This window comes from Acidovorax sp. 99, from assembly GCF_003096455.1.
Taxonomy (GTDB): domain Bacteria; phylum Pseudomonadota; class Gammaproteobacteria; order Burkholderiales; family Burkholderiaceae_C; genus Acidovorax; species Acidovorax delafieldii.
Genome location: NZ_QEKU01000001.1, coordinates 3,079,079 through 3,103,405 on the forward strand (window position 1 = coordinate 3,079,079; position 24,327 = coordinate 3,103,405).

30 protein-coding genes are annotated in these 24,327 nt (G+C 64.8%); 27 read left to right on the forward strand and 3 right to left on the reverse strand.

The genetic code is table 11. From position 1 onward, the window contains the following. Nucleotides 1-132: 132 nt before the first annotated feature. From C8C95_RS14320 to hisD, 6 genes are all read left to right on the forward strand, one after another. Nucleotides 133-1,071, forward strand: coding sequence for an ABC transporter ATP-binding protein (locus C8C95_RS14320; RefSeq protein WP_015012675.1), 939 nt, complete (start codon nt 133-135; stop codon nt 1,069-1,071). Beyond that, nucleotides 1,068-1,823 (forward strand): ABC transporter permease, encoded by a 756-nt coding sequence (locus tag C8C95_RS14325; protein WP_056060224.1) that lies wholly within the window; start codon nt 1,068-1,070, stop codon nt 1,821-1,823. Before C8C95_RS14320 ends, C8C95_RS14325 begins: the two co-directional genes overlap by 4 nt. A 104-nt stretch (nt 1,824-1,927) precedes the next feature. Further along, a complete protein-coding gene (locus C8C95_RS14330) occupies nt 1,928-2,170 on the forward strand; it encodes a BolA family protein (protein ID WP_116749022.1) in 243 nt (80 codons plus the stop codon). A 96-nt stretch (nt 2,171-2,266) separates the two neighbouring features. Continuing rightward, nucleotides 2,267-3,541 (forward strand): UDP-N-acetylglucosamine 1-carboxyvinyltransferase, encoded by a 1,275-nt coding sequence (murA, locus tag C8C95_RS14335; RefSeq protein WP_116749023.1) that lies wholly within the window; start codon nt 2,267-2,269, stop codon nt 3,539-3,541. 11 nt (nt 3,542-3,552) lie between these two features. Then, entirely contained in the window at nt 3,553-4,200 is a 648-nt protein-coding gene (gene hisG, locus C8C95_RS14340; protein WP_116750294.1) for an ATP phosphoribosyltransferase, read from the forward strand. A 22-nt stretch (nt 4,201-4,222) separates the two neighbouring features. Next, nucleotides 4,223-5,605 (forward strand): histidinol dehydrogenase, encoded by a 1,383-nt coding sequence (gene hisD, locus C8C95_RS14345; RefSeq protein ID WP_116749024.1) that lies wholly within the window; start codon nt 4,223-4,225, stop codon nt 5,603-5,605. Here hisD and C8C95_RS14350 read toward each other — a convergent pair. Then, nucleotides 5,592-6,023 carry a DUF2917 domain-containing protein gene (locus tag C8C95_RS14350; RefSeq protein WP_116749025.1) on the reverse strand — a complete coding sequence of 144 codons (432 nt, stop codon included), beginning with the start codon at nt 6,021-6,023 and terminating at the stop codon, nt 5,592-5,594. The genes hisD and C8C95_RS14350 overlap by 14 nt on opposite strands. Before the next feature lie 151 nt (nt 6,024-6,174). Between C8C95_RS14350 and C8C95_RS14355 the strand changes: the two genes are divergently transcribed. From C8C95_RS14355 to tatC, 16 genes are all read left to right on the forward strand, one after another. After that, nucleotides 6,175-7,629 (forward strand): PLP-dependent aminotransferase family protein, encoded by a 1,455-nt coding sequence (locus C8C95_RS14355; RefSeq protein WP_116749026.1) that lies wholly within the window; start codon nt 6,175-6,177, stop codon nt 7,627-7,629. A gap of 60 nt (nt 7,630-7,689) precedes the next feature. Next, on the forward strand, nt 7,690-7,914 hold the full coding sequence (locus tag C8C95_RS14360; protein WP_069103652.1) for a CopG family transcriptional regulator: 225 nt from the start codon (nt 7,690-7,692) through the stop codon (nt 7,912-7,914). A gap of 14 nt (nt 7,915-7,928) precedes the next feature. Then, nucleotides 7,929-8,381: a PIN domain-containing protein gene (locus C8C95_RS14365; protein ID WP_116749027.1), complete on the forward strand. Its 453-nt coding sequence runs from the start codon at nt 7,929-7,931 to the stop codon at nt 8,379-8,381. After that, the gene (gene hisC / locus C8C95_RS14370) at nt 8,378-9,499 is read left to right on the forward strand and encodes a histidinol-phosphate transaminase (RefSeq protein WP_116749028.1); all 1,122 of its coding nucleotides are present in this window, start codon (nt 8,378-8,380) and stop codon (nt 9,497-9,499) included. The genes C8C95_RS14365 and hisC overlap by 4 nt, the downstream gene beginning before the upstream one ends. Continuing rightward, on the forward strand, nt 9,496-10,134 hold the full coding sequence (gene hisB / locus C8C95_RS14375; RefSeq protein WP_056747259.1) for an imidazoleglycerol-phosphate dehydratase HisB: 639 nt from the start codon (nt 9,496-9,498) through the stop codon (nt 10,132-10,134). The genes hisC and hisB overlap by 4 nt, the downstream gene beginning before the upstream one ends. Nucleotides 10,135-10,185: 51 nt before the next feature. After that, on the forward strand, nt 10,186-10,863 hold the full coding sequence (gene hisH, locus C8C95_RS14380; RefSeq protein ID WP_043565135.1) for an imidazole glycerol phosphate synthase subunit HisH: 678 nt from the start codon (nt 10,186-10,188) through the stop codon (nt 10,861-10,863). 65 nt (nt 10,864-10,928) lie between these two features. After that, on the forward strand, nt 10,929-11,669 hold the full coding sequence (gene hisA / locus C8C95_RS14385; RefSeq protein ID WP_056060243.1) for a 1-(5-phosphoribosyl)-5-[(5-phosphoribosylamino)methylideneamino]imidazole-4-carboxamide isomerase: 741 nt from the start codon (nt 10,929-10,931) through the stop codon (nt 11,667-11,669). A 7-nt stretch (nt 11,670-11,676) separates the two neighbouring features. Then, nucleotides 11,677-12,477: an imidazole glycerol phosphate synthase subunit HisF gene (gene hisF, locus C8C95_RS14390; RefSeq protein WP_116749029.1), complete on the forward strand. Its 801-nt coding sequence runs from the start codon at nt 11,677-11,679 to the stop codon at nt 12,475-12,477. 123 nt (nt 12,478-12,600) lie between these two features. Further along, nucleotides 12,601-12,999 carry a phosphoribosyl-AMP cyclohydrolase gene (hisI, locus tag C8C95_RS14395; RefSeq protein WP_082522382.1) on the forward strand — a complete coding sequence of 133 codons (399 nt, stop codon included), beginning with the start codon at nt 12,601-12,603 and terminating at the stop codon, nt 12,997-12,999. A 20-nt stretch (nt 13,000-13,019) separates the two neighbouring features. Beyond that, the gene (locus C8C95_RS14400) at nt 13,020-13,394 is read left to right on the forward strand and encodes a phosphoribosyl-ATP diphosphatase (protein ID WP_043566048.1); all 375 of its coding nucleotides are present in this window, start codon (nt 13,020-13,022) and stop codon (nt 13,392-13,394) included. After that, nucleotides 13,391-13,777, forward strand: a complete 387-nt coding sequence (locus tag C8C95_RS14405) for a hypothetical protein (protein ID WP_116749030.1) — start codon at nt 13,391-13,393, stop codon at nt 13,775-13,777. The genes C8C95_RS14400 and C8C95_RS14405 overlap by 4 nt, the downstream gene beginning before the upstream one ends. After that, nucleotides 13,770-14,807 (forward strand): patatin-like phospholipase family protein, encoded by a 1,038-nt coding sequence (locus C8C95_RS14410; RefSeq protein WP_116749031.1) that lies wholly within the window; start codon nt 13,770-13,772, stop codon nt 14,805-14,807. Before C8C95_RS14405 ends, C8C95_RS14410 begins: the two co-directional genes overlap by 8 nt. A gap of 234 nt (nt 14,808-15,041) precedes the next feature. After that, nucleotides 15,042-15,398, forward strand: a complete 357-nt coding sequence (locus tag C8C95_RS14415) for a histidine triad nucleotide-binding protein (RefSeq protein WP_015012693.1) — start codon at nt 15,042-15,044, stop codon at nt 15,396-15,398. A gap of 106 nt (nt 15,399-15,504) precedes the next feature. Beyond that, nucleotides 15,505-15,747, forward strand: a complete 243-nt coding sequence (gene tatA / locus C8C95_RS14420; RefSeq protein ID WP_015012694.1) for a Sec-independent protein translocase subunit TatA — start codon at nt 15,505-15,507, stop codon at nt 15,745-15,747. Between the two features lie 52 nt (nt 15,748-15,799). Beyond that, on the forward strand, nt 15,800-16,264 hold the full coding sequence (gene tatB, locus C8C95_RS14425) for a Sec-independent protein translocase protein TatB (protein ID WP_056641061.1): 465 nt from the start codon (nt 15,800-15,802) through the stop codon (nt 16,262-16,264). 59 nt (nt 16,265-16,323) lie between these two features. Continuing rightward, a complete protein-coding gene (tatC, locus tag C8C95_RS14430; RefSeq protein ID WP_056060263.1) occupies nt 16,324-17,118 on the forward strand; it encodes a twin-arginine translocase subunit TatC in 795 nt (264 codons plus the stop codon). A 355-nt stretch (nt 17,119-17,473) separates the two neighbouring features. Here the strand turns inward: tatC and C8C95_RS14435 are convergent, their stop codons facing one another. Next, on the reverse strand, nt 17,474-18,622 hold the full coding sequence (locus tag C8C95_RS14435; RefSeq protein ID WP_116749032.1) for a trypsin-like peptidase domain-containing protein: 1,149 nt from the start codon (nt 18,620-18,622) through the stop codon (nt 17,474-17,476). 140 nt (nt 18,623-18,762) lie between these two features. On the opposite strand from C8C95_RS14435, the gene C8C95_RS14440 reads away from it, so the two are divergent. Together C8C95_RS14440 and pdxA are read left to right on the forward strand one after the other, a co-directional pair. After that, complete coding sequence (locus tag C8C95_RS14440) at nt 18,763-19,536, forward strand: Nif3-like dinuclear metal center hexameric protein (protein ID WP_116749033.1); 774 nt, start codon at nt 18,763-18,765, stop codon at nt 19,534-19,536. Nucleotides 19,537-19,660: 124 nt separating this feature from the next. Then, nucleotides 19,661-20,689: a 4-hydroxythreonine-4-phosphate dehydrogenase PdxA gene (gene pdxA, locus C8C95_RS14445; RefSeq protein ID WP_116749034.1), complete on the forward strand. Its 1,029-nt coding sequence runs from the start codon at nt 19,661-19,663 to the stop codon at nt 20,687-20,689. Between the two features lie 184 nt (nt 20,690-20,873). Here the strand turns inward: pdxA and mscL are convergent, their stop codons facing one another. Further along, entirely contained in the window at nt 20,874-21,302 is a 429-nt protein-coding gene (mscL, locus tag C8C95_RS14450; protein WP_056641077.1) for a large conductance mechanosensitive channel protein MscL, read from the reverse strand. Between the two features lie 145 nt (nt 21,303-21,447). Here mscL and petA point away from each other — a divergent pair, with 145 nt between their 5' ends. Genes petA through C8C95_RS14465 form a run of 3 tightly spaced genes read left to right on the forward strand, consistent with a single transcriptional unit; the run spans nt 21,448 to nt 24,253 of the window. After that, nucleotides 21,448-22,047: a ubiquinol-cytochrome c reductase iron-sulfur subunit gene (gene petA, locus C8C95_RS14455; RefSeq protein WP_056060279.1), complete on the forward strand. Its 600-nt coding sequence runs from the start codon at nt 21,448-21,450 to the stop codon at nt 22,045-22,047. Nucleotides 22,048-22,058: 11 nt separating this feature from the next. Beyond that, a complete protein-coding gene (locus tag C8C95_RS14460; protein WP_015012702.1) occupies nt 22,059-23,474 on the forward strand; it encodes a cytochrome bc complex cytochrome b subunit in 1,416 nt (471 codons plus the stop codon). A 17-nt stretch (nt 23,475-23,491) separates the two neighbouring features. Continuing rightward, nucleotides 23,492-24,253: a cytochrome c1 gene (locus C8C95_RS14465; protein ID WP_099731102.1), complete on the forward strand. Its 762-nt coding sequence runs from the start codon at nt 23,492-23,494 to the stop codon at nt 24,251-24,253. Nucleotides 24,254-24,327 lie beyond the last annotated feature (74 nt).

Genomic DNA, 24,327 nt, shown 5'->3' on the forward strand with positions numbered 1-24,327 from the left:
GAAATAATTTTCAGGGTCCCGGGTGGCTTTGCCCACCCAAGCCATGAAACTGAGGGCCCACAGCGCCCGCCAGGGGCCATTGAAGCGGCCGCCCCGCCTGCAGAGGGCTGAGGCCTTAAAATCGAAGGCTTCATGCCCGCAGTCTCCTTCCAAGCCATCTCCAAGACCTTTGCCACGCCCAAAGGCCCTTTTCAGGCACTGAACCAGGTCAACCTAGACATTGAGGAGGGCGAGTTCTTCGGGCTCCTCGGCCCCAACGGTGCCGGCAAAACCACCCTGATCAGCATCCTCGCAGGCCTGGCGCGTGCCACCAGCGGCCGCGTGCTGGTGCAGGGCAGCGATGTGCAGGCCCAGTACGCCGATGCCCGCCGCAAGCTGGGCATCGTGCCGCAAGAACTGGTGTTCGACCCATTTTTCAACGTGCGCGAGGCGCTGCGCATCCAGTCGGGCTACTTCGGCGTTAAGAACAACGACGCCTGGATCGACGAGTTGCTCGAAAACCTGGGCCTGGCCGACAAGGCCAACGCCAACATGCGCCAGCTGTCGGGCGGCATGAAGCGCCGTGTGCTGGTGGCACAAGCCCTGGTGCACAAGCCGCCCATCATCGTTCTGGATGAGCCCACGGCCGGTGTCGATGTGGAACTGCGCCAGACGCTGTGGCACTTCATCGCCCGCCTGAACAAAGAGGGGCACACCGTGCTGCTCACCACCCACTACCTCGAAGAAGCCGAGGCCCTGTGCGGCCGCATCGCCATGCTCAAGGCGGGGCAGGTGGTGGCGCTCAACCGCACCAGCGAGTTGCTCAAGGCCGCCTCGGGCAGCGTGCTGCAGTTCAAGACCGACACGGCCCTGCCGCCCGCACTGGCCGCCGTGGCGCGGGTCACCGGTCGCATCGTGCAATTACCCGCGCATGACGCGGCAGAGATCGAAAACCACCTGGCTGCGTTGCGCGTGGCCGGGGTCGAGGTGCAGGACATGGAGATTCGCCGACCCGATCTGGAGGATGTGTTCCTGCAGGTGATGTCCGGTACATCGGCGTCCAACATCCCACTGGAGGGCGTTGCGCTATGACCGGCTGGCAGACGCTGTTCTACAAAGAGGTGTTGCGCTTCTGGAAGGTCAGCTTCCAGACCGTCGCGGCTCCCGTGCTCACTGCCGTGCTGTACCTGTTGATCTTCGGCCATGTGCTCGAAGACCATGTGAAGGTCTACGACCGCATCAGCTACACGGCCTTCCTGGTGCCAGGTCTCGTGATGATGAGCGTGCTGCAGAACGCGTTCGCCAACAGCTCGTCCAGCATCATCCAGAGCAAGATCATGGGCAGCCTGGTGTTTGTGCTGCTCACGCCGCTATCGCACTGGGCGTGGTTCTGCGCGTACGTGGGCTCGTCCATCGTGCGCGGGCTGGTAGTGGGCCTGGGCGTGTTCATCGTCACGCTGGCGTTTGCGCGGCCCGAGTTTGCGGCGCCGCTGTGGATTCTGGCGTTTGCCTTGCTGGGCGCGGCGCTGCTCGCCACGCTGGGGTTAATTGCGGGGCTCTGGGCCGACAAGTTCGACCAGATGGCCGCGTTCCAGAACTTCATCATCGTGCCGATGACCTTCCTGTCGGGCGTGTTCTATTCGATCCAGTCGCTGCCTCCGTTCTGGCAGGCCGTGAGCCACCTCAACCCGTTCTTCTACATGATCGACGGCTTTCGCTACGGCTTCTTCGGCCAGAGCGATACCTCGCCCTGGCTCAGCCTGGGCATCGTGGGCATCGCCTGGCTGGCCGTGAGCGCGCTGGCCGTGCACCTGCTGCGCACGGGCTACAAAATCCGTAACTGACATGACTTACGCGAAACAAGGTTCAGGCAAGCGCTCCCCTCCAGGGCGAGGCGGTTGCTGCATCCCGATTTGCGTCAGTCCTCATTGATCCCGAGCGCCCCACCATGACCGCTGACCAACTCAAAGACCTCATCACCGCTGGCCTGGCCTGCGAACACATCACGCTCGAAGGCGACGGCCGCCACTGGTACGCGACCATTGTCTCGGCCGAGTTCGAGGGCAAGCGCGCCATCCAGCGCCACCAGCGCGTGTATGCCACGCTGGGCGCGAAAATGCACACCGACGAGGTGCATGCGCTGTCGATGAAAACCTTCACCCCGGCCGAATGGGCCGCCCAGGCGCCATAGCGCCTGCACACCCACTGGCACTCACGTTTTGATAGCTTCTGGCGCATATTCCACTAGCGCAAGTGGCACTTTTGACCCCTATTTTGGTGATTTGAGATGGACAAACTCCTGATTCGCGGCGGACGCAGCTTGCAAGGCGAGGTGCTGGTCTCCGGCGCCAAGAACGCCGCCTTGCCGGAGTTGTGCGCCGCCCTGCTCACGGCAGAGCCCGTGACGCTGCTCAACGTGCCCCAGCTGCAGGACGTGAGCACCATGCTCAAGCTGATCCGCAACATGGGCGTGGCGGCGGAGCGGGCTGACGACGGCACGGTGCGCATCAACGCCAGCGCGCTGAGCACACCCGAGGCGCCCTACGAACTGGTCAAGACCATGCGCGCTTCCGTGCTGGCGCTGGGCCCGCTGCTGGCGCGCTTTGGCGAGGCCACGGTGTCGCTGCCCGGCGGCTGCGCCATTGGCTCGCGCCCGGTGGACCAGCACATCAAGGGCCTGGCCGCCATGGGGGCCGAGATCGTGGTCGAGCACGGCTACATGATCGCCAAGCTGCCCGCAGGGTGGAAGCGCCTGAAGGGCGCCCGCATCACCACCGACATGGTCACTGTGACGGGCACCGAAAATTTCATGATGGCCGCTGCGCTGGCCGAGGGCGAGACGGTGCTCGAAAACGCCGCGCAAGAGCCTGAAATTTCGGATCTGGCCGAGATGCTGATCGCCATGGGCGCAAAGATCGAAGGCCACGGCACCAGTCGCATCCGCATCCAGGGCGTTGAGAAGCTGCACGGCTGCACCCACCGCGTGGTGGCCGACCGCATTGAAGCAGGCACCTTCCTGTGCGCCGTGGCGGCCACGGGCGGTGATGTGGTGCTGCGCCATGGCCGTGCCGACCACCTCGACGCAGTGATCGAAAAGCTGCGCGAGGCCGGTGCCACCGTGCAGGCCGTGGACGGCGGCATCCGAGTGCAAAGCGCGGGCGGCGCCACGCTCAAGGCCCAGGGCTTTCGCACCACCGAGTACCCCGGTTTCCCCACCGACATGCAGGCCCAGTTCATGGCGCTCAACTGCATTGCCCAGGGCACGGCCACGGTGACCGAGACGATTTTTGAAAACCGTTTCATGCACGTCAACGAGCTGGTTCGGCTGGGCGCCAAAATCCAGGTGGATGGCAAGGTGGCAGTGATCGAGGGTGTGCCTCGCCTGTCCGGCGCCACCGTGATGGCCACCGACCTGCGCGCGTCCGCCAGCCTCGTCATCGCGGGCCTGGTGGCCGACGGCGAAACCGTGGTGGACCGCATCTACCACCTGGACCGTGGCTACGACTGCATGGAAGCCAAACTGCGCGGCATCGGCGCTGACATCGAACGAGTAAAAGCATGAGCAGCAGCAACATGATCACCCTGGCGCTTTCCAAGGGCCGCATCTTTGACGAAACCCTGCCGCTGCTGGCCGCTGCAGGCATCGAGGTGCTCGAAGACCCCGAAAAATCGCGCAAGCTCATCCTGCCCACCAACCAGCCCAATGTGCGCGTGGTGCTGGTGCGCGCCACCGACGTGCCCACCTATGTGGAATACGGCGGCGCCGACATCGGCGTGACTGGTAAGGACACGCTCATCGAGCACGGCGGCCAGGGCCTGTACCAGCCGCTGGACCTGCGCATTGCCAAATGCCGCGTCAGCGTGGCCGTGCGCAACGACTTCGACTACGCACAGGCCGTCAAGCAGGGCTCGCGCCTCAAGGTCGCCACCAAGTACACCGGCATTGCGCGCGACTTTTTTGCGAGCAAGGGCGTGCACGTGGACATGGTCAAGCTCTACGGCAGCATGGAACTGGCGCCGCTCACAGGCCTGGCCGATGCGATCGTGGACCTGGTCTCCACCGGCAACACGCTCAAGGCGAACAACCTGGTCGAGGTCGAGCGCATCATGGACATCAGCTCCTACCTGGTCGTGAACCAGGCCGCGCTCAAGCTCAAGCAGGCGCCACTGCGCCGCATCATCGATGCGTTTGCCTCAGCCATACCGGCCGAAAAGAACTGACCTCCACCCAACGACTGACACTATGACTTTGGTAGCTGCTCCCGCCCGTCTGTCCACCGCTGCGGCCACTTTTGAGGCTGATTTTGCAGCCCGCCTGCATTGGTCTGCTGACACCGACGCGGCCATTGAGCAGCGCGTGGCCGACATCCTGGCCGACGTGCAAAAGCGCGGCGACGCGGCGGTGCTGGAGTACACCGCCCGCTTCGACGGCCTCTCTGCGCCCAACATGGCCGCGCTGGAGCTGACCCAGGCCGACTTCAAGGCCGCGTTCGACGCCATCCCGCAGGCCCAGCGCGACGCGCTGCAGGCCGCCGCCAAGCGCGTGCGCAGCTACCACGAAGCGCAGAAGAAGGCTTCGGGCGAGAGCTGGAGCTACCGCGACGAAGACGGCACGCTGCTGGGCCAGAAGGTCACGCCGCTGGACCGTGTGGGCATCTACGTGCCCGGCGGCAAGGCCGCCTACCCGTCGAGCCTGCTGATGAACGCCATCCCGGCCCATGTGGCGGGCGTGCAGGAAATCATCATGGTTGTGCCCACGCCCGTGCGCGGCAGCGTGGCCACGGGCGGAACGGGCGAGGGCACCTCGACGAAGGGCGAGCGCAACGAGCTGGTGCTGGCCGCCGCCTACGTGGCCGGTGTGACGCGCGCCTTCACCATCGGCGGCGCCCAGGCCGTGGCCGCGCTGGCCTACGGCACTGCCACCGTGCCCAAGGTGGACAAGATCACCGGCCCCGGCAACGCCTACGTGGCCAGCGCCAAGAAGCGCGTGTTCGGCACCGTGGGCATCGACATGATCGCGGGCCCGAGCGAAATCCTGGTGCTGGCCGATGGCACCACGCCGCCCGATTGGGTGGCGATGGATCTCTTCAGCCAGGCCGAACATGACGAGCTGGCGCAGAGCATCCTGCTGTGTCCCGACGCCGCCTACCTCGACGCCGTGCAGCGCGAGATCGACCGCCTGCTGCCTACCATGCCGCGCGCCGAGATCATCGCCAAGAGCCTCACCGGCCGCGGCGCGCTGATCCTCACCAAGGACATGGAAGAAGCCTGCGCGATCAGCAACCGCATCGCACCGGAACACCTGGAAGTGAGCTCTACCTCCCCACACCGCTGGGAGCCGCTGCTGCGCCACGCGGGCGCGATCTTCCTGGGGGCCTACACCTCCGAAAGCCTGGGCGACTACTGCGCAGGCCCCAACCACGTGCTGCCCACCAGCGGCACGGCGCGCTTCTCGTCGCCGCTGGGCGTGTACGACTTCCAGAAACGCAGCAGCCTCATCGAGGTGAGCGAGGCCGGTGCCCAGGTGCTGGGCACCATCGCCGCCGAGCTGGCCTATGGCGAGGGCCTGCAGGCCCACGCGCAAGCCGCAGAGATGCGGCTGACCACGCCCGTCAAGCCGCGCTGATGGCACCCCGGGGCAGGGCGCCCTGCGTGGGGGCTGCTGTCCTGGGCTGAGGGGTTGCGGCCGGCGCTGCGGTTGTAGAGGGCGCTGGCGGATACGCGGCACCTTCCACGGCCCGGTGCTGCGCCCAGTTCAGCCGTGCAGGTCGGCGGCCTTCGGCGCTGACGCGCAGCCGCACCGGTCCGGCGAACGACAGGCGCTGCCCAGCCTCCAGAAAATAATCCTCCAGCAGACCATCACAGGTCACCCAGACGCGGCCCTGTTCGACTTCGAGCAGGGCGATCTCGCCCGCGCGGAAGTCCAGCACCTGGACGGCCTGCAGTGGCGGCAGGGGCTGGCGCTTCCATTGCAGGGTGAGGGGCACCGCAGGCTGGGTGGGCAGCGTGGGCGACGGTGGGGTGGGGGTGTGCAGCGTGTTCATGCCTTCACTGTGCGGCCAGCTGCCGTGGGCCACCAGCCACAGGCGCGTGCGATCTGGCCCAGTACAGAACAGCGAACCGGCCCATCTGTACTGTACGCACTGGGCCGTCTCTGTACTGTCTGCCGGCCAAAGTGCCAGTACAGAATGCAGTATGGCCACCGATGACGCACCCCCGCTGTACCTTCAAATCGCCGAACAGCTCGCGCAGCTGATCCGCAACGGCACCCTGGCGCGCGGCGAAAAGCTGCCCTCGGTGCGTGAGCTGGCGCGCCAGCACGGCGTGGCGCAGACCACGGTGGTGCAGGCCTACCACTGGCTCGAAGATGCGCGCCTGATCACCGCGCGCCCGCGCTCCGGCTTTTTTGTGGCGGCGCGGCCGGTGAGCCTGCCCGAGCCCAGCACGCCGCGCCCGATGCGCCGCCCCCGCGAGGTGTCGGTGGACTGGCTGGGCCAGCGCATCCTGGGGCGCAACCAGCCGGTGGACATCATTTCGTACAGCAGCGGAACGCCTGGCCCCGAGCTGTTCAACCCTGACCGCGTGCGCCGCGCCGTGGTGCGAGCCGCGCAGCGCCACCGCAACCTGCTGTGCACCTACCCCGGTTCGTCGGGCCATGAGGACGCGCGCCGCGCGCTGGCGCGCTATGCCGTCAGCCTGGGCTGCAGCCTGGACCCCGAGAACATCGTGATCACCGGAGGCTGCATGGACAGCATTGCGCTGTGCCTGCGCGCGGTGACGCAGCCGGGCGACGTGGTGGCGCTGGAGTCACCCACGCATTTTTCGTTTCTGGAGGTGCTGCAGGGCCTGCACCTCAAGGCGCTGGAGATTCCCACCCACCCGCGCAACGGCCTCTCGCTGGATGCGCTGCAACTGGCGTTGGACACCCAGCCCGTCAAGGCCGTGATGGTGGTGCCCACGCTCAGCAACCCGCTGGGCAGCTGCATGCCCCAGGCCGAGCGCAAGCGCCTGGCGCAGATGGCGGCGCGGCACGACATGGCGGTGATCGAGGACGCGATCTACAACGACCTGGTCGAGGTGGACGAGATGCGGCGCACCGTCAAGTCGTACGACACCACCGGCCATGTGATGCTGTGCGACTCGTTCTCTAAGACGCTGGCGCCGGGCCTGCGCCTGGGCTGGCTGGAGGTTGGCCGCTGGGCCGACAAGCTGCGCGCCATCAAGGACCTGCAGGCGGGTGGCCAGTCCGCTGTGCTGGAGCTGGCGCTGGCCGATCTCATCACCCAGGCGGGCCACGTCGCCGCCATGCGCCAGCTGCGCGCGGCCGTGGCGGCGCGCATGGACGAGGTGCGCCATGTGATTGCCGCGCACTTCCCGCAGGGTACCCGCGTGAGTGACCCGCCCGGCGGCCTGCTGCTGTGGCTGGAGCTGCCGCGCGCGCTCGATTCCGTGCAGCTCCACGAAGCCTGCCTGGCCCGGCAGATCCTGATCGCACCCGGCACGGTGTTCAGTGCCAGCGGACGGTTTCGCAACTGCCTGCGTATCGGCGTGGGAGGCGACTGGACGCCCGCCCACCTGGAGGCGCTGCGCACCGTGGGGGACATGGCGTGCCAGATGCTGCAAAGCGGGGCACCCCGCAAGGCGGCTTGAATGTGATGTTTTAATCAACACGAAGTTCGTGGTGCACGAAGTTCGTGTAATATTTAACCCATGAAAAACATCACCGTGACCATGGACGACACCGTTGCCGAATGGGTGCGCGTGGAAGCCGCCAAGCGCGGCAGCAGCGTGTCCCGCCTGCTCGGTGAATGGCTGGCCGAAAAGATGCGCCAGGAAGACGCCTATGCCCAGGCCATGCGCGAGGCGCTGAGTTTTGAAAGCTGGGGTGCTTCGAGCGGGCCCTATGTGCCGCGCGAAACCCTGTTTCTGCGCTGAACGGGGCAGAACACATGGCCACCGTCCCCATCTTTGTCGATACCGAAATCCTGCTCGCCAGCGTGGACGACCGCGATGCCGAGCGCCAGGCGCGGGCCCGCGAATGGATCGCCTTTTGCTGGCAGACGCGCAGCGGCCGCATCAGCTCGCAGGTGCTCAACGAGCTGTACAACCAGGCCATCCAGCGTTTTGATGGCCCGCAGGTGCTGCAGCAGGTGCGCGCCCAGGTGCGCCGCCTGCGCGTGTGGCTGCCGCCGCACCTGGACTCCTACACCGTGGACGGCGCCTGGGACCTGCAGGACCGCTACCGCCTGGGCTACTGGGACGCGCTCATCCTCTCGTCCGCCCACCAGCAAGGCTGCCGCTACCTGCTGACCGAGGCACTGCCGCACGATCAGCCGATGGACGCCGTGCGCCCCATCAACCCTTTCCTTGTCACCCCCAACGAACTGGACACCACCGAATGACTACTCCCGCGTCGTCCCCCCTCCAGGCCCTGGCCCGCATCCGCCCTGACGTGCGCGCGATGCATTCCTATGTCGTGCAGCCGTCCACCGGCATGCTCAAGATGGACGCGATGGAGAACCCCTTCCGCCTGCCCGCGCATTTGCAGGCCGCGCTGGGCCAGCGCCTGGGTTCGGTGGCACTCAACCGCTACCCCGGCGACCGCATTGCTGACCTGAAGGCGGCCCTAGCGCAGTACGCGGGCATGCCCGAGGGCTATGGCATCGTGCTGGGCAACGGGTCGGACGAACTCATCACCCTGCTGGCCCTGGCCTGCGCACAGCCGGGCACAGGTCAGCGCGCCACCATGCTGGCACCCATGCCCGGTTTTGTGATGTACCCGCTGTCGGCGCAGCTGCAGGGCCTGGACTTTGTCGGCGTGCCGCTCACGCTTGATTTCGAGCTGGACGAGCCTGCCCTGCTGGCCGCCATCGAACAGCACCGCCCGGCCATCACCTACATCGCCTACCCCAACAACCCCACGGCCACGCTGTGGGACGAGGGCGCGGTGCAGCGCATCATCGACGCTGCGGGCGCGCAGGGCGGCATCGTGGTCATGGATGAGGCCTACCAGCCCTTTGCCAGCCGCACCTGGATCGACCGCATGCGTGCCGAGCCTGCGCGCAATGCGCACGTGCTGCTCATGCGTACGCTCAGCAAGTTTGGCCTCGCAGGCGTGCGCCTGGGCTACCTCATCGGGCCCTCGGCGTTCGTGAGCGAGATCGACAAGGTGCGCCCGCCCTACAACGTGAGCGTGCTCAACTGCGAAGCCGCCCTGTTTGCGCTGGAACATTCCGAGGTTTTTGCCGCCCAGGCCGCCGAGATCCGTGTCGAACGCACCACGCTCATCGCCGCGCTGCGCCAGATGCCGGGGGTCGAAAAGTGCTGGGACAGCGAGGCCAACATGGTGCTGATCCGTGTGGCGGATTCCGCCAAGGCCTACGAGGGCATGAAAAACCGCAAGGTGCTCGTCAAGAACGTTTCTACAATGCACCCATTGCTGGCCAACTGCCTGCGCCTGACGGTAGGCAATGCCGAAGACAACGCGCAGATGCTGGCCGCACTCCAAGCCTCCCTATGACTTCCTCCGCACTCGTACCCTCCGCCCCATCGGCCGATCCGATGGCCGACCGCATTGCCGAGGTCAGCCGCAACACCGCCGAGACGCGCATCCGTGTGCGCATCAACCTCGACGGCACCGGCCAGGCCAAGCTGCACACCGGCATCGGCTTCTTTGACCACATGCTCGACCAGATCGCCCGCCACGGGCTGATCGACCTCGACATCGACTGCGAAGGCGACCTGCACATCGACGGCCACCATACCGTGGAAGACGTGGGCATCACCCTGGGCCAGGCTTTTGCGCGCGCGGTGGGCGACAAGAAAGGCATCCGCCGCTACGGCCATGCCTACGTGCCGCTGGATGAAGCGCTGTCGCGCGTGGTGGTCGATTTTTCGGGCCGCCCCGGACTGCACATGGACGTAAAGTTCACGGCCGGGAGCATCGGCCAGCTCGACACGCAACTGGTGTTCGAGTTCTTCCAGGGCTTTGTGAACCACGCGGGCGTGACGCTGCACATCGACAACCTCAAGGGCGTCAACGCACACCACCAGTGCGAGACCATCTTCAAGGCGTTCGGGCGCACGCTGCGTGCGGCGCTGGAGCGCGATCCGCGCTCGGCCGGTGTCATCCCCTCCACCAAGGGCTCTCTGTGAATTTTTCAGCCAAATCAGGCGTAGGCGCTTGATTTGTATGCGCTAGCAGCTATGAATATGGAAGCAAAAACAGTGGCGGTCGTGGACTACGGCATGGGAAACCTGCGCTCCGTGTCGCAGGCCGTGCAGGCCGCCGCCGAGGGCACGGGCTGGACCGTGGTCGTCACCCAGCGCCCCGAAGACGTGCGCTCCGCCCAGCGCATCGTGCTGCCAGGGCAGGGCGCCATGCCCGACTGCATGCGCGAGTTGCGCGAGTCCGGTCTGCAGGAATCGGTGCTCGAAGCCGCTGCCAGCAAGCCGATGTTTGGGGTGTGCGTGGGCATGCAGATGCTGCTGGACCACAGCGCCGAGGGTGACACGCCTGGGCTGGGCCTGATCCCTGGCGACGTGCTCAAGTTCGACCTGGCAGGCCGCACCCAGCCCGACGGCAGCCGCTTCAAGGTGCCCCAGATGGGCTGGAACCAGGTGCGGCAGATGCCCCACGCCCACCACGGCGGCGGCGTGCACCCGGTGTGGGCGGGCGTGCCGGACAACAGTTATTTCTACTTCGTGCACAGTTTCTACGCTGTGCCGCAAAATCCTGCCCATTGCGCAGGGCAGGCCGACTACGGCGGTTTGTTTGCTGCCGCGGTTGCGCGCGATAATATTTTTGCCACCCAGTTTCACCCGGAGAAGAGCGCGGAGCACGGCCTGGCCCTGTACCGCAATTTTCTGCACTGGAATCCCTGATCCCTTAACCCCCACCCGTTCGGGCCGAGCTGCGTCTCGCCCTTTTTCACCCGAACTTCACCACCATGCTGCTCATCCCCGCCATCGACCTCAAAGACGGCCACTGCGTACGCCTCAAGCAAGGCGATATGGACCAATCCACCACCTTTGGTGAAGACCCCGCCGCCATGGCGCGCAAATGGGTGGATGCCGGCGCACGCCGCCTGCACCTGGTGGACCTGAACGGTGCGTTTGCGGGCGTGCCCAAGAACTACAGCGCCATCAAGTCCATTCTGAAAGAGGTGGGTGACGACATCCCCGTGCAGCTGGGCGGCGGCATCCGCGACCTGGACACCATCGAGAAATACATCGACGGCGGCCTGCGCTACGTGATCATCGGCACGGCGGCCGTGAAGAATCCCGGCTTCCTCAAAGACGCCTGCAGCGCGTTCGGCGGCCACATCATCGTGGGGCTCGACGCCAAGGACGGCAAGGTGGCTACCGACGGCTGGAGCAAGCTCACCGGCCACGAGGTCGTGGACCTGGCCAAGAAGTTCGAGGACTGGGGCGTCGAATCCATCATCTACACCGACATCGGCCGCGACGGCATGCTGTCGGGCATCAACATCGACGCCACGGTGAAGCTGGCCCAGGCTTTGAGCATCCCTGTGATCGCCTCGGGCGGCCTGTCCAACATGGCCGACATCGAGCAGCTGTGCGCCGTCGAAGACGAGGGCGTGGAGGGCGTGATCTGCGGCCGCGCCATCTACAGCGGCGACCTGGACTTTGCGGCGGCACAAGCACGTGCCGACGAACTGAACGGCTAAGGACTGCATGCTCGCCAAACGCATCATCCCTTGCCTGGACGTCACCGGAGGCCGTGTGGTCAAGGGCGTCAATTTCGTCGAGCTGCGCGACGCAGGCGACCCGGTCGAAATTGCCGCGCGCTACAACGCGCAGGGCGCTGACGAGCTCACCTTCCTGGACATCACCGCCACCAGCGATGGCCGTGACCTCATCCTGCACATCATCGAGGCCGTGGCCAGCCAGGTGTTCATTCCGCTCACCGTGGGTGGTGGCGTGCGCACCGTGGACGACGTGCGCCGCCTGCTCAATGCCGGCGCGGACAAGACCAGCTTCAACTCGGCCGCGATTGCCAACCCTGAGGTGATCAACGCGGTGTCGGCCAAGTACGGCGCGCAGTGCATCGTGGTGGCCATCGACGCCAAGCGCCGCTCGGCCGAGGACGCCTTACGCCTGGCCGCCAACGGCCAGCCCGTGGGTGCGGGCTGGGACGTGTACAGCCATGGTGGGCGCAAGAACACCGGCCTGGACGCCATTGCCTGGGCCACCGAGATGGCGCAGCGCGGTGCGGGCGAGATCCTGCTGACCAGCATGGACCGCGACGGCACCAAGGCGGGTTTTGACCTGGAACTGACCCGCGCGGTGAGTGACGCTGTCAGCGTGCCCGTGATCGCCTCGGGCGGTGTGGGCAACCTTGACCACTTGGCCGACGGCATCCAGACCGGCGGCGCCGACGCGGTGCTGGCCGCCAGCATCTTCCACTACGGCGAATACACCGTGGGCCAGGCCAAGCAGCGCATGGCAGAGCGCGGCATCCCCGTGCGGATGTGATCGGCTTTGCTCCTGATTTGATAGCTGCAAGCGCATGTAATACTTGCGCTTGTAGTCAAAAACACTTGAAAAGTGCAGGTGCGCGCCCTGGTTGGCACTGGTGCGCCACACGGATCACCGACAATGGCCCCCATGAACTGGCTCAACGAAGTGAAATGGGATGCGCAGGGTCTGGTGCCCGTGATTGCGCAAGAGCAGGGCACGGGCGACGTGCTGATGTTTGCGTGGATGAACCGCGAGGCCCTGGCGAAAACCGCTGAACTGGGCCGTGCCGTGTACTTCAGCCGCTCGCGCAAAAAGCTGTGGTTCAAGGGCGAAGAGTCCGGCCACGTGCAGACGGTGCACGAAATCCGCCTGGACTGCGACAACGACGTGGTGCTGCTCAAGGTCACCCAGCAGGGCCACGAGCCCGGCATCGCCTGCCACACGGGCCGCCACAGCTGCTTTTTCAGCGTGCTCAAGGACGGTGCCTGGCACGCGGTCGATCCGGTCTTGAAAGACCCCGAATCCATCTACAAGTAATGGCAATGGACGACAAGACCATGAGTTCCCACGATTCCCTGGCGCGCCTGGCCGCCGTCATCGAGAGCCGCAAGCCCGCCAATGGCGGCGACCCGGCCACCAGCTACGTGTCGCGCCTGCTGCACAAGGGGCCCGATGCCTTCCTGAAGAAGATCGGCGAAGAAGCCACCGAGGTGGTCATGGCCGCGAAGGATGTGGACCATGGCGCCGACAAGTCCAAGATCGTCTATGAAGTGGCCGACCTGTGGTTCCATACCATGGTGGCGCTGGCCCATTATGGCCTCACCCCCGCCGACGTGGTGGCCGAGCTGGAGCGCCGCGAAGGCACCAGCGGCATCGAGGAAAAGGCCCTGCGCAAGGTGGCGGAACGCGCTGCCGAAGAAGGTACACCGTGAGCGAGATCATCGACGTGCAGACCAACGACCAGAAGGCCGAAGACCTCAAGGCCATCGGCTGGGTCAGCTATGTGCTGCACCTGATCGTGGCGCTGGGGGCGGTCATCCCGGGCGCGCAGCCCGGCGCAGCGCTGCTGATCGTGGCGCTGGTGATCGACTTGGTGAAAAAGGGCGATGCCGAAGGCACCTGGCAGGCCAACCATTTCTCGTGGCGCATCCGCACGGTGATTTGGGCGGGCGTGCTTTACATCGTCACTGCGCCGCTGTGGCTGCTGTTCGTCCTGCCCGGCTGGATCGCCTGGGGCCTGATCTCCATCTGGTTCCTCTACCGCATCGTGCGTGGCATGGTCGCCATGAACAAGAGCCAGGCCGTGGATGCATGAAGCTGCCCGTCCCCGCCCGCGTCTGAATCTGGCGCTGCAGGGCGGTGGCTCGCACGGCGCGCTCACCTGGGGCGTGCTGGATGCGCTGCTGGAGGACGGCCAGTGGCAGTTTGATGGTGTCAGTGGCACCAGCGCAGGCGCCATGAACGCGGTGGCCCTGGCGCACGGGTTTGCGCAGGCAGCGCAGCAGCACAAGGACCCCGAAGACGCCCACCTCGCAGGCTGCACCCTGGCCCGCGAATCGCTCACCCGCCTGTGGGAAGGGGTGGGCGCGCTGGGCAGCCTGACCTGGGGTACGCCGTTGTCTGCCGCCAATCCGCTGGTGGGCATGATGTCGCAGTGGTTCTCGCCCTACCAGACCAATCCGCTGGGGATCAACCCCCTGCGCAAGCTGCTGGAGCGCGAAGTGGATTTCAGCCTGCTGTGCTCCGCCCGCACCGGCGTCGTCGGCCCCAAGGTGTTTGTGTGTGCCACCAACGTGCGCACCGGCCGGGGCGAGATTTTTTTTGGGCCCCGGCTTAGTGCGGATGCGGTGATGGCGTCGGCCTGCCTGCCCATGCTGTTCAAGGCGGTCGAGATCGAGGGTGAGGCGTACTGGGACGGCGGCTATTCCGGCAACCCTGCGCTGCATCCGTTAATCTACCAGACCGATACCTCGGACATCCTGCTGGTGCAGATCAACCCCGTGGAGCATCTGGACGTGCCCAGCAGCGCCTCCGAGATCATGGAGCGCATGAACGAAGTCACCTTCAACGCCAGCCTGCTGGCCGAGCTGCGCGCCATCGAGTTCGTTCGCCGCCTGCTCGCCGAGGGCAAGCTCGACGCCCGCCGCTACAAGAGCGTGCGTATGCACCGCATCGATGGTGGCTCGGTGCTGGCGCCCTTCGGGGCCGACAGCAAGCTGCGTGCGGACCTGGCCTTTGTGCGCAAGCTGTTTGCGCTGGGCCGCACAGCGGGGCAGGAGTGGCTGCACGCGCACCGCAAGGACGTGGGCGTGCGCCCCAGCATCAAGATCGCTGACAATGCCTAGGGATGTCCTGCATAACTCCCTGCGGTCCGTAATAGCGCGGTCTCGGGCGGTCCGCTGCGTTGCTTTTTTGGCCAATAGCACAGCTATTGGCTGCAAAAAGACGCCTTGCGGCCCATCCCGATCCGCACTACACCGACTCGCGAGGGTTATGCAGAACATCCCTCGCTCGCGCGCGAGGCACCCTCAGGGTTGATCCGCGCCTGTACCCCAGATTCCCTTTGCTCCGATCCCCCCATGCACGATCCGAACTGCCTTTTCTGCAAAATCATCGCGGGCCAGATCCCTTCCAAGAAGGTTTATGAGGACGAAGAAATTTTCGCCTTCCACGACATTCACCCGTGGGCGCCGGTGCACTTTTTGATGGTGCCCAAGCTGCATATCCCTTCCATGGCACAGGTCACCCCGGAACATGCCGGGGTGCTGGGGCGCATGATGGCGCTGGCGCCGAAGCTGGCGCTGGAGCAGGGCTGCAACCCGTACCCGGATGGTGGCTTTCGCGTCGTGGTAAACACGGGGCTTGAAGGTGGGCAGGAAATCCACCACCTGCATATCCACGTGATGGGCGGCCCCCGCCCGTGGCTCAAAGGCTGAACCAGGCTGACGATCGGGGCAGATACAGAGGTGCCGGCATGTCCCGGCATTGAACTCCTGTCACGCCCCCCGTCTAAAATGATTGCAATTCGTTAGGAGATATTTCATGGGCTCTTTTTCCATCTGGCACTGGCTGATCGTGCTGTTGATCGTTGTGATGGTGTTCGGTACCAAGAAGCTCAAGAACATGGGCTCCGACTTGGGCGGCGCCGTCAAGGGCTTCAAGGACGGCATGAAGGACGGCGCTTCGGACGCCCCTGCTGCGGCCACGCCCCCCGCTGGCCAGGTGGCCAACAGCCAGGCTGCCGACAAGACCACCATCGATGTCGAAGCCAAGCAAAAGAGCTGAGCGGGTGCCTTTGACCTGCAGCCTTTGCCTGCCTTGTACGGGCGCTTGATCCATGATTGATATTGGTCTGTCCAAAATGGCGCTGATCGGTGCCGTGGCGTTGATCGTCATCGGCCCCGAGAAGCTGCCCCGCGTGGCCCGCACCGTCGGCACCTTGCTGGGCAAGGCGCAGCGCTATGTCTCCGACGTGAAGGCGGAGGTCAACCGGTCCATGGAGCTCGACGAGCTCAAGAAGATGAAGGACACGGTGGAGAACGCCGCGCGCGACGTGCACAACACCATCCAGACCAGCGCCAGCGAGTTCGAGAAGGACTGGTCCGAAGCCATCGATTCCAGCAGCAACGCCGATCTGCGTGAGCAGGCGGCTGTGGTGCCTGCCTACAAGCACCCTGGCAAGAACTGGCGCCTCAAGCGCGGCGCGGTGCCCCAGTGGTACAAGGCGCGCAGCGGTGTGCGCACCAAGGCACAGTCTGGCGCAGCCCGCGTAGCACGCTACCGCCCCCAAAAATTCCACTGACGCAGCCTGCCGCGCCCCCTGCGCCGCATGGGCGGCCTTGACGCCCACGAAAACCCACCATGTCCGAAACCCCCACCAAAGAAGACGAACTCGCCGGCACCGAGCAGCCGTTCGTACAGCACCTCATGGAGCTGCGCGATCGCCTGGTCAAGGCCATGATCGCCATCGCCATTGCGGCGGCGATCCTGTTCTTCTTCCCGGGCCCCGGCGCGCTGTACGACTTTCTGGCCGCCCCCCTGGTGGCCCACCTGCCCAAGGGGGCCACGCTGATCGCCACTTCGGTGATTTCGCCGTTCATGGTGCCGCTCAAGATCTTGCTGATGTCGGCGTTCCTGCTCGCGCTGCCTTTTGTGCTGTGGCAGATCTGGGCTTTTGTGGCGCCCGGCCTGTATTCGCACGAGAAAAAACTGGTCCTGCCGCTGGTGGTGTCCAGCACGCTGCTGTTCTTCATCGGGGTGGCGTTTTGCTACTACCTGGTGTTTGGCCAGGTGTTCGCGTTCATTCAGAGCTTTGCCCCCAAGAGCATCACGGCCGCGCCTGACATCGAGGCCTACCTGAGTTTTGTGCTGTCCATGTTCCTGGCGTTCGGCATGGCGTTTGAAGTGCCGATTGCCGTGGTGGTGCTGGCCCGCATGGGCATCGTGAGCGTGCAAAAGCTGCGCGAGTTTCGCGGCTATTTCATCGTGCTGGCCTTTGTGGTGGCCGCCGTCGTGACACCGCCCGATGTGGTGTCGCAGCTGTCGCTGGCCGTGCCCATGTGCCTGCTGTACGAGGTGGGCATCTGGGCCGCGCAGATCTTCATCAAGCACACCCAGGCGCCCGAAGAGCCCGGGGAATCCGCTTCCGCATCCTGACCTGCCAGCCCCGCAGGCTGGTGGGGTTGCGTTGGGGGTGATGCACAGATCGCGTCCGTGGGGCTCTGCCTGGGCGACGAGAGAGAGAAAACAATAAAAATAGCTGCAAGCGCTAGTGGGATATGCGCTGGCAGCTATGTTTTTTATAGTGCTGTGAGGGCTGCAGCCCTTCAGAGGAAGGGACACTCCTCACCCGCATCTGGCCCCTTCCGGTTGGCCTGTTCTTCACCCCGGCTTGGCCCTGCAGAGGGGCCCCAAAGCCGACGACCTTCGCCTGTTTCGCCCCCAATCGGCAGTGGTGATGGCTTGTACCCGCCCGGCGATGACCGCGCAGAGCCGGGCTCGCTGAAGGGGCTCAGCGCCTCACATTGCGCTGTGGCCGGGGGCGCACGCCTGGGTTGATGCTCAGCTCCACGCGCCTATCGGCCCGTTGTACGTCAAACGCCGCAGCCTGGCCCGGCTTGAGTGCCGCCACGGCGGTCAGCAGCTGCGACACATTGCCCACGCTCTTGCCGTCCACGCTCACGATCACATCCCCCGGGCGCATGCCAGCCTGGGCGGCGGGGCCGTCCTGCAGCACGCCGGTGATGATCACGCCCTCGGTGGCCTTTTTGACGCCAAAGGTTTCTGCCAGTTCGGGCGACAGCTCGTTGGGCTCCACGCCAATCCAGCCACGTGTGACCTGGCCGTCCTTCACGATGCCATCGAGCACCATGCGGGCTGTGGACACCGGAATGGCAAACCCGATGCCCATGCTGCCGCCCGAGCGCGAGTAGATCGCGGTGTTGATGCCCATGAGGTTGCCGTTCACGTCCACCAGCGCACCGCCCGAATTGCCGGGGTTGATGGCCGCGTCGGTCTGGATGAAGTTTTCAAACGTGTTGATGCCCAGCTGGCTGCGGCCCAGCGCGCTCACGATGCCGCTGGTCACGGTCTGCCCCACGCCGAAGGGGTTGCCGATGGCCAGCACCTGGTCGCCCACATCCAGGGCGTCGGAGTTGCCCAGCACGATGACGGGCAGCTTGTCCAGTTCGATCTTGAGGATGGCCAGGTCGGTGTCGGGGTCGGTGCCGATCACGCGCGCACGGGCGCGGCGGCTGTCGGTGAGGGTCACCTCGATCTCGTCAGCACCTTCCACCACATGGTTGTTGGTGAGGATGTAGCCCTCGGGGCTCACGATCACGCCGCTGCCCAGGCCGGCCTGCGCCTGGCTGCCTTGGTCACCAAAGAAAAACTGGAACCAGGGGTCGTTGCTGCGCGGGTGGCGCACTTCTTTGCTGGTGTTGATACTGACCACGGCCGGCGCCGCCTTGCGCGCCGCACCGCTGAAGCTGCCCGCCGCGGGCTGCGACGGCGGCGTGGCAGGGGCCTCCAGCAGCGCAATACCGGCCCCGGAGCGCGTGGTGCCCCGGCCCAGCCAGTCAGGCTGGAGCGTGGCAACAACAAAGTAGGCCGCAACGAGGACCGTCACGGACTGGGAAAACAACAGCCAGAGTCGCTTCATGAAAGGTGCTTGCCGGTGGTAGTACAGGGTGTGGGCGATGGAGGTGGACGCTGCAGGTTCGCCGTGGCGGCTTGGGCGCTCCCTCTCACACAGGATTGTCTCCGAATGTGGGGGCGCGAACGGCGCGCCACAATAGCGGCATGAGCATTCACCGCAGTCAACTTTTGCAGGCATTTGACAGCCTGCTGCAACCCGAGCGCTTCAAGGACTACGGCCCCAACGGCCTGCAGGTCGAGGGCAAGGCTGAGATCCGGCGAGTGGTCAGTGGCGTCACTGCCAGCCGTGCGCTGATCGAAGCCGCCATTGCCGCGCAGGCCGATGCAATTTTTGTGCACCACGGCCTGTTCTGGCGCGGGCAGGATGGCCGCATCACGGGCTGGATGAAGCAGCGGCTGCAGCTGCTGCTGGCGCACGACATCAACCTGTTTGCGTACCACCTGCCTCTCGATGCCCATGCCGAACTGGGCAACAACGCACAGCTGGGCCGGGTGCTGGGTTTTGCCTTCGATGCGCGGTTTGGCGAGCAGGACCTGGGCTTTGCAGCGCCCGCGGCTTTCGAGAATGTCCAGACTGTGGCCGACCATGTTGCCCAGGCGCTCGGCCGCCCCGTGACCCTGGTGTCGCCGGGTGAGGTGGGCGGTGGTGCCGCTGCACGGCGCCCCGTGCGCCGCGTGGCGTGGTGCACGGGCGGCGCGCAAGGGTATTTCGAGTCGGCCATTGCTGCAGGGGCGGATGTTTTCATCACCGGCGAAATCTCCGAGCCCCAGGCGCACCTGGCGCGCGAGACGGGGGTGGGCTTTATTGCCGCCGGGCACCATGCCACGGAGCGCTATGGCGCCCCCGCCGTGGCGGCGCATGTGGCAGACCAGTGCGGGCTGAGCCACCAGTTCATCGAGATCGACAACCCCGCCTAGCCCATGGCAAGACGCCGCACGGCAAGCAATCACATCGTGCGGATATCCGGTCCATTTTGCTCATTTATTCATAGCTGATAGCGCATGAAAAACTAGCGCTACAAGCACTTTTGGCTCCAAACCCATGCAACCCATCGCCATCACCCAGGGAGATCCCGCCGGCATCGGTCCCGAGATCGTGGCCAAGGCCTTTCGCGATGCGCCCGATGCGCTGCGCCACTGCTTTGTAGTCGGTGACTTGGCCACTGTGCGACGCGCTGCGGACGCCATCACGCGCCCTGGTGTGCCCGGTGTGCCTGTGGCGCAGATTGGGTCACCGGGCGAAGCAGCGGATGCTCCGCCCCGCTGCATCCCCGTGCTCCAACTGCCTGGGATCCCGGGGCCCCAGCCTTGGGGCGAGATCAGCGCCGCCGCCGGCCGTGCCGCGGCGGACAGCGTGGTCTGGGCGGCGCGTGCCGCATTGCGTGGGGAGGTGGCAGCGCTGGTGACAGCCCCTTTGCACAAGGAGGCCTTGTCGGCCGCAGGGGTGGACTTCCCGGGACATACGGAGCTCTTGCAGGCAGAGGCTGCTGCGCACCAGGGGGTGCCGCTGGCGCGGATGCCCGTGCGCATGATGCTGGCCAATGACGAGCTGCGCACCGTGCTCGTCAGCATCCATGTGTCGCTGCGCGACGCGATTGCGGCGGTGACGCAGGACAACGTGCTGCAGACGCTGCAAATCACCCACACCGCCTTGCAGCGCAGCCTGGGCCGTATGCCCCGCGTGGGTGTGGCAGGGTTGAACCCCCATGCGGGCGAGGGCGGATTGTTTGGCCGCGAAGAGCTGGAGGTGATCGCCCCGGCCATCGCGGCGGCGCGCGCGCAGGGGCTGGATGTGCACGGCCCGTTTGCGCCTGACACGGTGTTCATGCGCGCGCGCAGCACCCCGCAGCGCGCGGGCGAGTTCGATGTGGTCGTTGCCATGTACCACGACCAGGGCCTGATCCCGGTGAAATACCTGGGGGTGGAAAAGGGCGTGAACGTGACCCTGGGCCTGCCCCTGGTGCGAACCAGCCCCGACCATGGCACGGCGTTTGATATTGCAGGGCAGGGCGTTGCAGATGCCTCCAGCCTGATCGAGGCGGTGCGCATGGCGCGGGCGCTGTGTGGATGACGTCAGCCGCTGAAGCCTTGGGGCCCAGCGCTGATCGATATCAAATGAACCGCTGAAAATTGTGCCAGCCTGGACGCGGGTGTGCGGGCGGCGCGACCCCAAAAAAGCCAACGCCACCGGCGGCTGGTGGAGGCAGCGCAGCGGTGGCGTTTTGTGCGGCCACTAAGGCCGCTGGCCCAAGGGTTTACTTTTTCAGGCTGTCGCGAATTTCGCGCAGCAACACAATGTCTTCGGGAGGGGCCACCGGCGCGGCGGGGGCGGCAGGGGCTTCGCGCTTGAGGCGGTTGATCTGCTTGATCATCATGAAGATGATGAACGCCAGGATCACAAAGTTGACCGCCACGGTCAGGAAGTTGCCATAGGCAAACACTGGCACACCGGCTTTTTTGAGGGCGTCGAGCGTGGTGCCCGTGCCCGGAGGCACGTTGCCCAGCACGATGAACAGGTTGGAGAAATCGAGCTTGCCAAAGACCAGCCCTACCACGGGCATGATCAGGTCCGCTACCACCGAATCCACGATCTTGCCAAAGGCACCGCCAATGATGACGCCCACCGCGAGGTCAATCACATTGCCCTTGACCGCGAACTCCCTGAACTCTTGCATCATCCCCATGTAGTTTCTCCTGGTAAAACGGTGATGGGCGAGTATCGCCCGGTTCGCCCCTCTGTCAAGGCAGCAAACCACTTGGAAATAACCATTTTCACTCCGCTACAATTCGCGGTTGACCCCAATCTAGCGATGTTCATCGAGGATCCCCATGAGTGACACTCCAATCGACTCCAGCAAGCGGACGTGGATCATCACGTCAGCATGTGCTGGTGCGGTGGGCGGCGTGGCAACCGCCGTTCCTTTCGTGAGTACTTTCCAGCCCTCAGAGCGTGCCAAAGCCGCTGGTGCTGCTGTCGAGGTGGATATCTCCGCCCTCAAACCTGGAGAAAAGGTCACTGTGGAGTGGCGCGGCAAGCCCGTCTGGATCATTAAGCGCACCCCCGAGCAACTGGCAGAGCTGCCCAAGCTCGACGGCCAGCTCGCCGATCCCAAGTCGGAGCGCAAGCCCTCTGAACTCACGCCCGAGTACGCCCGCAACGAGGCGCGCTCCATCAAGCCGGAAATTTTTGTGGGTGTGGGCATTTGCTCGCACTTGGGTTGCTCGCCGTCGGACAAGTTCCAGACCGGTGCACAACCTTCGCTGCCCGACGACTGGAAGGGCGGCTTCCTGTGTCCTTGCCACGGCTCCACGTTCGACATGGCAGGCCGCGTCTTCAAGAACAAGCCAGCACCCGACAACCTTGAGGTGCCTCCGCACATGTACCTGTCCGATACGCGCCTGCTGATCGGTGAAGACAAGAAGGCTTGACGGAGAACGACATGGCCCACGAATTCAAAGAAATCTCGCCGAACGCCTCTGCGGGCGCCAAGGTCACCAACTGGTTCGAGAACCGGTTCCCGACGGCCTTTGACGCCTACAAGGTGCACATGTCGGAGTACTACGCTCCGAAGAACTTCAACTTCTGGTACATCTTCGGCTCGCTCGCGCTGGTCGTGCTGGTGATCCAGATCGTGACCGGCATCTTCCTGGTCATGCACTACAAGCCGGACGCCAACCTGGCGTTTGCCTCGGTCGAGTACATCATGCGCGATGTGCCCTGGGGCTGGCTGATCCGCTACATGCACTCCACGGGCGCCTCGGCGTTCTTCGTGGTGGTGTATCTGCACATGTTCCGTGGCCTCATCTACGGCAGCTACCGCAAGCCGCGCGAGCTGGTCTGGATCTTCGGCTGCGCGATCTTCCTGTGCCTGATGGCTGAAGCCTTCATGGGCTACCTGCTGCCCTGGGGCCAGATGTCCTACTGGGGCGCCCAGGTGATCGTGAACCTGTTTGCCGCCATTCCGTTCATCGGACCGGACCTGGCCCTGCTGATCCGTGGCGACTACGTGGTGGGCGATGCGACGCTGAACCGCTTCTTCAGCTTCCACGTGATTGCCGTGCCCCTGGTGCTGCTGGGTCTGGTGGTAGCGCACTTGCTGGCGCTGCACGACGTGGGCTCCAACAACCCCGACGGTGTGGAAATCAAGGGCCCCAAGGCTCCCAAGGATGCCAACGGCAAGCCGCTCGATGGCGTGCCCTTCCACCCCTACTACACGGTGCATGACATCTTCGCGTTGAGCATGTTCCTGATGGCATTCACGGCTGTGGTGTTCTTTGCTCCCGAATTCGGTGGCTACTTCCTCGAATACAACAACTTCATCCCTGCGGATCCGCTCAAGACCCCGGCCCACATTGCCCCGGTCTGGTATTTCACGCCGTTCTATTCGATGCTGCGTGCCATCACCACTGAGATGATGTACGTGCTCGTGCTGTGCGTGGTCGCTGGCGCCGGTTTTGGCGTGCTCAAGGCCAAGCTGCCCAGCTTCGTGAAGGCGGGTATCGCCGGTGCGGCCGTGGTGGTCATCGCCATGATGCTGTCCATCGATGCCAAGTTCTGGGGTGTGGTGGTGATGGGTGGCGCTGTGATCATCCTGTTCTTCCTGCCCTGGCTGGATCACAGCCCTGTCAAGTCGATCCGCTACCGTCCTGACTGGCACAAGTACCTGTACGGTGTGTTTGTGATCATCTTCCTGATCCTGGGCTACCTGGGTGTGCAGCCACCATCGCCGATCGGCGAGCGGGTGTCGCAAGTCGGAACGCTGTTCTACTTCGGCTTCTTCCTGCTGATGCCCTGGTGGAGCCGCATCGGTGAAACCAAGCCCGTGCCTGACCGCGTGACCTTTGTGGCGCACTGAGCCTGGAGATAACAACAATGAAGAAAATCATCCTCACGTTGATCGCCGCTGTGGGTCTGGTCGCCGGTGCTGCCCATGCGGCGGGTGGCGACACCATTGCCTGGGACAAGGCGCCCAACAAGACCAACGACTTGGCCTCGCTGCAAAACGGTGCCAAGGTGTTCGTGAACTACTGCCTGAGCTGCCACTCGGCAGCCTACATGCGGTTCAATCGCCTGCGCGACATCGGCCTGACCGAGCAGCAGATCAAGGACAACCTGCTGTTCACCACCGACAAGGTGGGTGAAACCATGAAGGCGTCGATCGATCCCAAGCAGGCCAAGGAATGGTTTGGTGCCAATCCGCCCGACCTCACCGTGATCGCACGTTCGCGTGCAGGCCACGGCGGCACGGGGGCTGACTACCTGTACACCTTCCTGCGCACCTTCTATCGCGACGACACCAAGGCCACCGGCTGGAACAACCTGGCTTTCCCCAGCGTCGGTATGCCCCATGTTCTGTGGCAGTTGCAGGGCGAACGTCGTCCCGTGTTTGAAGAACACGAGAGCCACGGCCACAAGACCCATGTGTTCAAGGGCTGGGAGCAGATCACGCCTGGCACGATGACGCCTTTGCAATTCGATCAAAATATTGGCGATCTGGTGAACTATCTGCAGTGGATGGGCGAGCCCGCGCAGAACACCCGTTGGCGCGTGGGCGTCTGGGTGCTGATGTTCCTGGGCGTGTTCACGATCATTGCCTGGCGCTTGAACGCTGCGTTCTGGAAGGACGTCAAGTAAACGCCAGATCCATCGCTAGCACCCTGCGGGGTGCCGTCGGATTTATTACAGAGTGGGCGCTTTTGGCGTCCCAC

Excerpts from the sequence above, each read along its gene's own strand:
- C8C95_RS14320 (WP_015012675.1), top strand. The coding sequence starts at position 133 with ATGCCCGCAGTCTCCTTCCAAGCCATCTCCAAGACCTTTGCCACGCCC.
- C8C95_RS14325 (WP_056060224.1), top strand. The coding sequence starts at position 1,068 with ATGACCGGCTGGCAGACGCTGTTCTACAAAGAGGTGTTGCGCTTCTGG.
- C8C95_RS14330 (WP_116749022.1), top strand. The coding sequence starts at position 1,928 with ATGACCGCTGACCAACTCAAAGACCTCATCACCGCTGGCCTGGCCTGC.
- murA (WP_116749023.1), top strand. The coding sequence starts at position 2,267 with ATGGACAAACTCCTGATTCGCGGCGGACGCAGCTTGCAAGGCGAGGTG.
- hisG (WP_116750294.1), top strand. The coding sequence starts at position 3,553 with ATGATCACCCTGGCGCTTTCCAAGGGCCGCATCTTTGACGAAACCCTG.
- hisD (WP_116749024.1), top strand. The coding sequence starts at position 4,223 with ATGACTTTGGTAGCTGCTCCCGCCCGTCTGTCCACCGCTGCGGCCACT.
- C8C95_RS14350 (WP_116749025.1), bottom strand. The coding sequence starts at position 6,023 with ATGAACACGCTGCACACCCCCACCCCACCGTCGCCCACGCTGCCCACC.
- C8C95_RS14355 (WP_116749026.1), top strand. The coding sequence starts at position 6,175 with ATGGCCACCGATGACGCACCCCCGCTGTACCTTCAAATCGCCGAACAG.
- C8C95_RS14360 (WP_069103652.1), top strand. The coding sequence starts at position 7,690 with ATGAAAAACATCACCGTGACCATGGACGACACCGTTGCCGAATGGGTG.
- C8C95_RS14365 (WP_116749027.1), top strand. The coding sequence starts at position 7,929 with ATGGCCACCGTCCCCATCTTTGTCGATACCGAAATCCTGCTCGCCAGC.
- hisC (WP_116749028.1), top strand. The coding sequence starts at position 8,378 with ATGACTACTCCCGCGTCGTCCCCCCTCCAGGCCCTGGCCCGCATCCGC.
- hisB (WP_056747259.1), top strand. The coding sequence starts at position 9,496 with ATGACTTCCTCCGCACTCGTACCCTCCGCCCCATCGGCCGATCCGATG.
- hisH (WP_043565135.1), top strand. The coding sequence starts at position 10,186 with ATGAATATGGAAGCAAAAACAGTGGCGGTCGTGGACTACGGCATGGGA.
- hisA (WP_056060243.1), top strand. The coding sequence starts at position 10,929 with ATGCTGCTCATCCCCGCCATCGACCTCAAAGACGGCCACTGCGTACGC.
- hisF (WP_116749029.1), top strand. The coding sequence starts at position 11,677 with ATGCTCGCCAAACGCATCATCCCTTGCCTGGACGTCACCGGAGGCCGT.
- hisI (WP_082522382.1), top strand. The coding sequence starts at position 12,601 with ATGGCCCCCATGAACTGGCTCAACGAAGTGAAATGGGATGCGCAGGGT.
- C8C95_RS14400 (WP_043566048.1), top strand. The coding sequence starts at position 13,020 with ATGAGTTCCCACGATTCCCTGGCGCGCCTGGCCGCCGTCATCGAGAGC.
- C8C95_RS14410 (WP_116749031.1), top strand. The coding sequence starts at position 13,770 with ATGCATGAAGCTGCCCGTCCCCGCCCGCGTCTGAATCTGGCGCTGCAG.
- C8C95_RS14415 (WP_015012693.1), top strand. The coding sequence starts at position 15,042 with ATGCACGATCCGAACTGCCTTTTCTGCAAAATCATCGCGGGCCAGATC.
- tatA (WP_015012694.1), top strand. The coding sequence starts at position 15,505 with ATGGGCTCTTTTTCCATCTGGCACTGGCTGATCGTGCTGTTGATCGTT.
- tatB (WP_056641061.1), top strand. The coding sequence starts at position 15,800 with ATGATTGATATTGGTCTGTCCAAAATGGCGCTGATCGGTGCCGTGGCG.
- tatC (WP_056060263.1), top strand. The coding sequence starts at position 16,324 with ATGTCCGAAACCCCCACCAAAGAAGACGAACTCGCCGGCACCGAGCAG.
- C8C95_RS14435 (WP_116749032.1), bottom strand. The coding sequence starts at position 18,622 with ATGAAGCGACTCTGGCTGTTGTTTTCCCAGTCCGTGACGGTCCTCGTT.
- C8C95_RS14440 (WP_116749033.1), top strand. The coding sequence starts at position 18,763 with ATGAGCATTCACCGCAGTCAACTTTTGCAGGCATTTGACAGCCTGCTG.
- pdxA (WP_116749034.1), top strand. The coding sequence starts at position 19,661 with ATGCAACCCATCGCCATCACCCAGGGAGATCCCGCCGGCATCGGTCCC.
- mscL (WP_056641077.1), bottom strand. The coding sequence starts at position 21,302 with ATGGGGATGATGCAAGAGTTCAGGGAGTTCGCGGTCAAGGGCAATGTG.
- petA (WP_056060279.1), top strand. The coding sequence starts at position 21,448 with ATGAGTGACACTCCAATCGACTCCAGCAAGCGGACGTGGATCATCACG.
- C8C95_RS14460 (WP_015012702.1), top strand. The coding sequence starts at position 22,059 with ATGGCCCACGAATTCAAAGAAATCTCGCCGAACGCCTCTGCGGGCGCC.
- C8C95_RS14465 (WP_099731102.1), top strand. The coding sequence starts at position 23,492 with ATGAAGAAAATCATCCTCACGTTGATCGCCGCTGTGGGTCTGGTCGCC.